The sequence below is a fragment of the Synechocystis sp. LEGE 06083 genome, from assembly GCF_015207725.1.
GTDB lineage: Bacteria > Cyanobacteriota > Cyanobacteriia > Cyanobacteriales > Microcystaceae > Synechocystis > Synechocystis salina.
Map to the genome: position 1 here is coordinate 1 of NZ_JADEWJ010000168.1, position 8,400 is coordinate 8,400.

At 49.5% G+C, this 8,400-nt stretch carries 8 protein-coding genes; 7 read left to right on the forward strand and 1 reads right to left on the reverse strand.

Annotation, left to right across the window (positions count from 1 at the left end):
* The 3 genes from IQ219_RS12930 to IQ219_RS12940 all read left to right on the forward strand — a co-directional run.
* The coding region (locus IQ219_RS12930) for an AAA domain-containing protein (protein ID WP_228017057.1) at positions 1 to 416 on the forward strand (416 nt) is incomplete at its 5' end.
* A gap of 177 nt (positions 417 to 593) precedes the next feature.
* Positions 594 to 2,237 carry a BRCT domain-containing protein gene (locus tag IQ219_RS12935; protein WP_194072877.1) on the forward strand — a complete coding sequence of 548 codons (1,644 nt, stop codon included), beginning with the start codon at positions 594 to 596 and terminating at the stop codon, positions 2,235 to 2,237.
* Between the two features lie 297 nt (positions 2,238 to 2,534).
* Positions 2,535 to 2,963 (forward strand): ferredoxin, encoded by a 429-nt coding sequence (locus tag IQ219_RS12940; protein WP_194072881.1) that lies wholly within the window; start codon positions 2,535 to 2,537, stop codon positions 2,961 to 2,963.
* A 129-nt stretch (positions 2,964 to 3,092) separates the two neighbouring features.
* Here the strand turns inward: IQ219_RS12940 and IQ219_RS12945 are convergent, their stop codons facing one another.
* Complete coding sequence (locus tag IQ219_RS12945) at positions 3,093 to 3,947, reverse strand: DUF1350 family protein (protein WP_190597709.1); 855 nt, start codon at positions 3,945 to 3,947, stop codon at positions 3,093 to 3,095.
* A gap of 163 nt (positions 3,948 to 4,110) precedes the next feature.
* On the opposite strand from IQ219_RS12945, the gene IQ219_RS12950 reads away from it, so the two are divergent.
* The 4 genes from IQ219_RS12950 to IQ219_RS12965 form a co-directional block, all read left to right on the forward strand.
* Positions 4,111 to 5,271, forward strand: coding sequence for a SpoIID/LytB domain-containing protein (locus IQ219_RS12950; protein ID WP_194072878.1), 1,161 nt, complete (start codon positions 4,111 to 4,113; stop codon positions 5,269 to 5,271).
* 12 nt (positions 5,272 to 5,283) lie between these two features.
* A complete protein-coding gene (locus tag IQ219_RS12955) occupies positions 5,284 to 5,922 on the forward strand; it encodes an alpha/beta hydrolase (RefSeq protein ID WP_194072879.1) in 639 nt (212 codons plus the stop codon).
* Between the two features lie 9 nt (positions 5,923 to 5,931).
* A complete protein-coding gene (gene cofG, locus IQ219_RS12960) occupies positions 5,932 to 6,882 on the forward strand; it encodes a 7,8-didemethyl-8-hydroxy-5-deazariboflavin synthase subunit CofG (RefSeq protein ID WP_194072882.1) in 951 nt (316 codons plus the stop codon).
* A 189-nt stretch (positions 6,883 to 7,071) separates the two neighbouring features.
* Positions 7,072 to 8,400 (forward strand): HAD-IC family P-type ATPase (locus tag IQ219_RS12965; RefSeq protein WP_194072880.1); only part of this gene is annotated, 1,329 nt, incomplete at its 3' end.

The window sequence follows — 8,400 nt, forward strand, 5'->3', positions numbered from 1 at the left end:
ATCTTTTTCCTGCGGAGGAAATTGGTGTAATTGCTCCTTTTCGGGCTCAAGTGGCAGAAATCAATCAACAGTTGGAAAGAATTTTCGGTAATGCTGATTTACCGATTATTGTTGATACGGTGGAGCGATTTCAGGGGGATGAACGGGAATTAATTATTTTTTCTACTACCATTTCCTGGTCTAAGCAAGTAAAAAATATCCAAAGCATTGCTGACCACGATCGCCAAAATACAGACCGTAAATTATTAGTCAGTATTTCCCGTGCTAAAAGCAAACTAATTATTTTAGGCAACTCATCCCAGTTGCAATTTGCCCCCGCCTATAGGGAACTAATTAAACACATTGAACAAACTAACGGACTGATTGATCTGGCAGTAGGAAGGGAAATAATAACCTGCTCTGGCTCAAATCCCTAGCATAGGGACGAAGTTGGGTAAGTTCAGGCCAGGGCCCCCTTTTGACGGCACCTCGATTAAGTTTTGCGACTATTTCTCCCCATCCCTCCATAAAAGGTTCCCAAACTTGCTATAAGAGGATCTAGAGTCCAGTCCAGTGACGATTGGCATTGATGTTCTTGATCGAGGAGACGGTGGATGACCCCATTGGAATTGAGCTACCCCTTAAGCGGATTGGTTTTGGCCCTAGGCAGTGGCATATATGTCTGGAATAGTCGTCGTGCCCTGGAAAAAAAATTGGCCCAGTCCCAACCTGCCGATCAACCGTCAACCATAACCGCCAGCTCCCCAACTCCGGCGATCGCCGCGGAAGTCAGCTCTAACCATGACGATGGTGAGGAATCTCCGGAGGCTATCATCCATACCAAGGGGAAACTGCGTCGCCTGGAGAAGGATTTACATTCCATCCAGAACAGCCTACAAAACGCCTTGGCTGAAAGGGATCAGTTGACAGAAAACTACCAAGCCCAGGAGAAAATGGTGGCCGCTCTCCAACATCAGCTTGCCCAATACGATGATATCCAGAGCGAAAAATTGGTGGGCCTGCAAAAGCTCAATCAAGAATTGCTCCAGGAAAATACCAATCTGTCCGATCGCCTCAAGCAAGCGGTCAATGAAGTGGCGGAAACCCGTCCTAAATTGGTGCAGTTGCAGTCCCTAGTGACCAGAAATCAACAGTTGAGCGATCAACTCACCCATGTAGAACAAAATCAGGCCAAGGCGATCGACCAACGCCTAGCCTCCCAAGAAAAGCTCTGGCAACAAAAGCATCAAGAAGAGCAAGCTCACTGGAACAGTCAAGTTTCCCAGTGGGAGCAGCAGGTGCGGCAACTGACCACGGCACGGGATCAGGCTCAACAGGAATTGCAGACTGCAAGGCAACAAAGCCAACATTTCCAAAGCCAGGTGGAAAATTTACAAGCCGACCTCGATCGCCTCAGTCAACAAGAAGAACAATGGCAAGGGGAACGGAGTCAACTCACCGCTAAACTACATCAACTGGAAGAAGCGCAAAAAGAACTCGCCCTGGCCAATGCCGAATTAAAAGTCAAACTGGAAACCACCCAGGCCGAAGGCGATCGCCTTAAAGCGGATAAAAAAGAACAGGCTAACGCCCTGCAATCTGCCCAGGGGGAAGTGACCCAACTGCAAGAGCAATTGGCCACCTTGAAAGAGGCCATAGCCAAAACCCAGTCCCCGGCTCCAGAAGTACCGGCTCAAGCCAAAGTCGCCGCAACTAACCCCGCTCCGGTAAAACCGGCCGAGCCCCCCGTCTCAGTGACCGTTGCAGTTGAGCAAGAATCAGCCAAACCGGCCAAAGCTGAAAAAGTTGACCCTACCCCCGCTAAAACTGAGGCAAAATCCGAACCCCAGCCCGCAAAAGTTGCTAAAGCAACCGTGTCCCAGCCATCTGAATCAAAAACAAAGTCTAATTCAGAGTCAGAGTCTGTAGAAAAAGCCCCGGTTAAAGTGGAAAAAACTCCGGCAGAGGCGCCCCAGGAAGAATCGAAATCAGAGCCGACCCCAGCGGAAGTTGACCAGAGCGGAGTCCATCCCCTGGCCGAGAAAAAAGTTGTCATCCTCGGTACCCTCAACGCCATGAACCGCGAGGAAGCTAAAACTAGACTCCAAAATGTGGGGGCTGAATGCACTGGCACTCCCAGCGGTAAAACCGATTATGTGGTGGTAGGCAAGGCCCCCGGCGCGAAACTGAAAAAAGCTCAGAAGCTTGGCATTGCCCAATTGTCGGAAGCGCAATTCTTGGAACTGTTGGGCGAATAGGGCAAAGTTCATAGGTGGCCTTGGATTACCCAGTAAATTCCCCAAACATGGTCGATTAAACCTGTTACCTCCCCTAGTCGCTCTGATGGATCTTTGGGAGGTGTGGGGCCACTCGACAAAAAAATCTCAGAGTACAAACCAAATGACCGCTAAACCCAATAGGGTCAATAGCATCATTAAATGGTTCATCCAGTCATCAAAGTTCCAATCTTTAAACATAATAATTTGGGGGGTAAGGCCGTTGAGCTTCATTCCCTCCAACTATACGGTGATTATTCAGTTTTGGCCCCCATTTCCATGGACAAGTCCGCTTCCATAACCTCCCCAGAAACCATCGTTGATAGTTGTCAACGCCTCGGCATCGATCGCATTCAACGGCACCTGTTTCTTTGCTGTGACCAGACCAAACCGAAATGCTGTAGCAAAGAAGATAGCCTCGCCACCTGGGACTATTTGAAAAAACGCCTACCGGAATTGGGGTTGGATTGCGCCCAGGCCAGTCAAACAGGGCATATTTTCCGCACCAAGGCGAACTGCCTAAGGGTTTGCCAACAGGGGCCGATTTTGCTGGTATATCCCGATGGGGTTTGGTATCGCAATGTTACCCCCACCGTGATGGAAAAAATTCTCCAAGAGCATATTGTGCAAGGTCATCCGGTGGAAGAATACCGTTTTTTCACCCATGCACTTCCGGTTTCTGAAGACATCAATGGGACTGGCCATTGAGCTTGGGGACTGGGCTATGCTGACGTTTCACTTTGGCACCCCTAGGACATAGCCCGACCGAAAAGAATTATTGGATATTGCAGTCTAAGTGCTAACTGAAGGAGACTAGAAACTTTCGAGCATCATCTATCAGTTACTAGAATTGTCAAAATGACTATAAAAACGAGCCGGTTCTAGCCAACGGAGAATTTCCTTTTGCAGTCGCCTTAAATCCTGGGAAAGGGAATTTTTTAACCATTGCCCCACCGCATCCAGGGGGGAAAATTCTTGACCCGTTTCCCATTGAATGTCTTGCCCTAAAGGGGTCAAATGATTGCCAGGCAGGGGACAATAGGCCACTAGGTCGGCGGTTTGTTGATTTAAAATCGGCCGGAGCCCCAGGGTTTGGTCAATGTCATCGTTAGAGAATTTGATCAATAAATTCCGTCGCACCCGGTAGCTTTCCGCAATTAAAAGGTTAGTTTCCTCCGGCGATGGGGTAAATTCAAAGTTTAAATCCACCTGGAGATTGAACTGTCTCAGTTGTTTTTGCACTCCGGTGAGGAATTTATCCAATTGCAGTTGGGCTAATTGTTCCCCAAAGGGAATGGCCTGTTTAACCGGATAATTATTAAATGCAACGAGGATATTGCCCGCCCGTTCTACTTCATACAAACTGCCAATGAGCAGATGGAGCTTACAACCCAGGCTATGACCTAAGCCGTACACCGGCAATAAACCATTGGTGATTTCCCCCTGTTTTCGCAGTCTTTCCAAAATGATTTCAAAACGATTCAGCACACTGCGGGCGATCGCCTGGTGGTCGAAGGTGTTGAGAAAAGGGGTGGCCACCACCACATAACCAGCTTTGCCCAGTTCCGTTAATAGCCAACGATAGGCCACATTGGGGGCAGTACCCACAAAAGCTCCCCCGAGAAAATGCACCACGGCGATCGGTTGGGGTGGCACTAGAACCCAACTGCCGGAAATTTCACGCCATTCCATCGAAGTCTATTTCCTCTACAAAAAACTTGCCCAGTGGATAACCACCGTTATTTTAACGATCTTTCCCCCTTTGGTCGGCACTGTAACTGGCTTGGCAAAATCCCCGGCAACGGCTACCTTGGTTAGGATTGACCGGTAGATTGTGCTGTGAGGAAAATTTGTCATGGAATTGACGACAAAAACAGGGGGTTCCCTGCCGACAAACTTACGGGCTCTCCTCCCCTGGTTACAACTAATTGGTAAATCTAGTTTTTTCGGTTTAATTATTTCCCTGGCTTGGACTTTATCCGCCCAGGCGATGGAATTACGGGTTGCCATTAATAAAGGGGTGAGTAATGTCAGAGTGGGCAGTTCCACCCCGGCCCTGGTGAAAAATGGTGGGGGGGCCACCATTGGCCGCTTGGATTCCCTCGTCCCCGCCAATGCCACTGCCTCTGGTCGCAACATTAACCTAGCTGGCATGCAAGCTTCCCAAATCACCATTGAACCCAGCGGTGACGGCCGCATTTGGATCGGCGATCGTTGGTATCGGGGTAAGGTGCGTTTAATCCGTCAAGGCAATGGGGTAAGTGCCGTTAATCTGGTGGATATTGAGGAGTATTTATACAGCGTGGTGGGTTCCGAAGCCATTCCTTCCTGGCCTCTGGAAGCCTTAAAGGCCCAAGCTGTGGCCGCCCGTACCTACGCCATTTACCAAACCAGCAAAGATAGTAACCGTTACTATGACCTGGACACCACCACCGCCACCCAGGTGTATAAGGGGGTCAATAATGAATATGTCAGCACCGTGGAGGCCGTAGAGGCCACCCAGGGCCAGGTGATGACCTACAACGGCAAAGTAATTTTGGCCGCCTTCCATGCCGCTTCCGGGGGCCATACGGAAAACGTTGAGGATGTGTGGATGTCGCCCCTGCCCTATCTACGGGGGGTAGTGGACTACGACCAAGGTTCACCGGTGTTTAGTTGGAACCAGACTTTTAGTAACCGTGATTTGAGTCGTCACATTGGCGGCATCGGCACTATCACCGGCCTGACTCCCCTAAAAGTTACCCCCAGGGGTCGCATCGCTTCCATCCAAGTCAATGGTACCGGGGGGCGCAAAACGTTAACGGGCAATGCCATTCGTCAGGCTTTGAAACTCCGGAGCACTCTGTTCACCGTGTCAAAAAATGGCGATAATTTCACTATCATCGGCCGTGGTTCTGGCCATGGCATCGGTTTGAGTCAGTGGGGAGCCTACGGCTTAGCCCAAAAAGGCACCCCCTACCAACAAATTTTGTCCCATTATTACCAGTCCGCTAGTTTGACCCAGTTAAATCGCTAGGACTGTCCTGCCATGGCTTTAGATTTTTCAGCCCATCCCGCAGCGGATCTCTCGGCGATCGCCTATCCTGACCGAGAAAGTTCGCCGTCGGAGTCTGACCGTTTGTTGGTTATGCTCCATGGTTGGGGGGCCGATGCCAGGGATTTGGCAGATTTAGCGCCCATGTTGGACTTGCCGAATTATCAGTGGCGCTTTGTCAATGCCCCCTTTGCCCATCCCCAAATTCCCGGCGGCCGGGCTTGGTATGACCTGGAAAATCAAAGTTTTGCAGGACTAGCCCAGGCAAAGCAGAGTTTAAGGGCCTATTTATTGGGATTAGAGGCGGAAACGGGGATTTCCCTGGCCCGGACTGTGTTGGGGGGCTTTTCCCAAGGAGGAGCCATGGCCCTGGATGTGGGTTTGACCTTACCCCTGGCAAAGATTTTCTCCCTGAGTGGTTATCTCCATTTCCAACCTGAAACTCAACCCTCCCTCACTGCCCCCATTTTGCTCATCCATGGCAGTGCCGACCTAGTGGTACCAGTGGCCATGGCTCAGCAGACTAGGGCCGAACTAGAACGGATTGGAGCGGCAGTGGAATACCAAGAGTTTCCCATGGGCCATGAAATTCCGCCAATGGTGTTGGCTCGGTTGAAAGCTTTTTTGAGTTGAAAGTTGAACTTGCTCACCATCACCTACAGTCCCGCCCATACCATCGTCCCCACCTACGAGTGCTTTAACCGCTGTAGTTACTGCAATTTTCGGCAGGAGCCTGGACAGGATCAATGGTTAACCGAAAGCGTTGCTAAACAGCGGCTGGAAAGTTTGGCAGGGCAGGGAGTAAGGGAAATTTTAATCCTAGCCGGGGAAGTTCATCCCCAATCTGCCCGGAGACAAGCTTGGTTTGAGCTGATCTATAACCTGGGTAAAATGGCCTTGGATTTGGGTTTTTACCCCCATACCAATGCAGGGCCCCTCAGTCGGTCAGAAATGGCTCGTTTAAAGGAAGTTAATTTTTCCCTGGGGTTAATGCTGGAACAGATTTCTCCCCGCCTATTAACTACAGTTCACCGTCAAGCGCCGAGTAAAGACCCCCAACTCAGGCTAGAACAGTTACAGCAAGCGGGGGAATTGGCCATTCCTTTTACCACTGGACTGTTATTGGGCATTGGGGAAACGGACCAAGAAATAGCAGAAAGTTTAACGGCGATCGCCAAGGTGCAGCGACGATATGGCCATATTCAAGAAGTGATTTTGCAGCCCCACAGCCCTGGGCAAAGACAAACGGATGGTATTCCCGCCTATGGCAGCCAAAAATTGGTGGAAGTGGTGACCCTAGCGAGGGAAATTCTACCCGCAGAAATTACTTTGCAAATTCCGCCTAATTTAGTGGCAAATTTCAGTGCTCTACTAGCTTGTTTAGCCGCTGGGGTCAGGGATTTGGGCGGCATTGTTCCCATTGATGAAGTTAATCCTGATTATCATCACCGATCAGTGGAGCAACTAAGCCAGTTGCTAAAAGAGAATAGTTATAATCTTGAACCACGATTTCCAGTCTATCCCGCTTATTTCAATTGGCTAGATCCCTCTCTACAAAGATGTTTACCCGACTCCGTGGCAGCCAAGGGCTAAAAATAAATGTTTGCTAATTATTAGCATTGTTGGCGATCACAACAGAGAAACAATACCCATTTAGGCTCAAAATTCCCATTTAAATATCTTCACAAACAGTTATCAAAATTAACTTTTCTATTAATTTTCCCTAGTCATAATCGTCAATAATAGATTCATAGTAATTCGGTCTTTGACCTTAAACGAGCTATGACTAATTCCCCGGCGCAGACTAAGTCTCCTTCCCCCGAAGAGATTTTAAGTAAATTGAATACATCCTCCCAGGGATTAAGTACCGCCGAAGCCCAGAATCGTCTCTCTCAATACGGTTACAATGAATTAGCTGAAAAAAAAGTTAGTAACCTAGAATTGCTGTTTTCCTACTTTTGGGGCCCCATGCCCTGGATGATTGAGGCGGCGATCGTTCTCTGTGCCTTGGTGGGGGACTGGGTAGATTTTTTCATTATCTTTGCCTTGTTAATTGGCAACGCCATGATTGGTTTTGTGGAAGAGAAATCAGCAGGGGATGCGGTTTCAGCTCTCAAGGCCCAGTTGGCCCTCAATGCCAATGCCAAGCGAGACAATAGCTGGCAAACCATACCGGCGCGGGAATTGGTGCCTGGGGACATTGTCCGCATTAAAATTGGTGACGTTTTACCGGCGGATCTTGAACTCTTAAATTGTGATACGGTCTCCATCGACCAAGCGGCCCTCACGGGGGAATCTCTACCGGTGACTCGTTCAGCCGGGGAAGAAGTTTATTCCGGATCAATTCTGAAGCGGGGTCAGGCAGAGGCAGTGGTCAGCGCCACGGGGGTAAATACATTTTTTGGTAAAACCGCTAAGTTGGTGGCGGAGGCGGAAAATACGGATCATTTACAGGAAGCAGTCCTCAAGCTTTCCGATTATTTAATTATTGTTAATCTCTTCTTGGTGGCGGCCATTCTAGTGGTGCGGGTCCACGAAGGGGATAATTTTATTCGGGTTTTGAAGTTTTGTTTGGTGCTGACGGTGGCTTCCATTCCCCTGGCGACCCCAACGGTGCTGGCGGTTACCATGGCCATCGGTTCCCAACTATTGGCGGCTAAGAATGCCCTGGTTACCCGTCTGTCGGCGATCGATGAATTGGCGGGGGTGGATATGCTTTGTTCCGACAAAACCGGCACCCTCACCCTCAACCAACTGAGTTTGGGAGATCCCTATCTGTCGGAGGGGGTGGATAATCAACAACTTTTGCTAGCGGGGGCTTTGGCTTCTAGTCGGGAAGACAATGATCCCATTGATTTGACTATCATTAACGGCTTAGCTAATCAGGATATTCTCCACGATTTTACCGTTGGCCATTTCACTCCTTTTGACCCTGTGAATAAACGCACCGAAGCACAAGTGACCGATGGGGATGGTCGCACTTTTAAAACCAGCAAGGGTTCCCCCCAAGTCATCCTTGATTTGGATGCCAGGAATCAGGCCTTTGCCGGGGTGGTCAATCAAGAGATTTTAGCTTTGGCCAAACGAGGCTATCGAGCTTTGGGGGTGGCC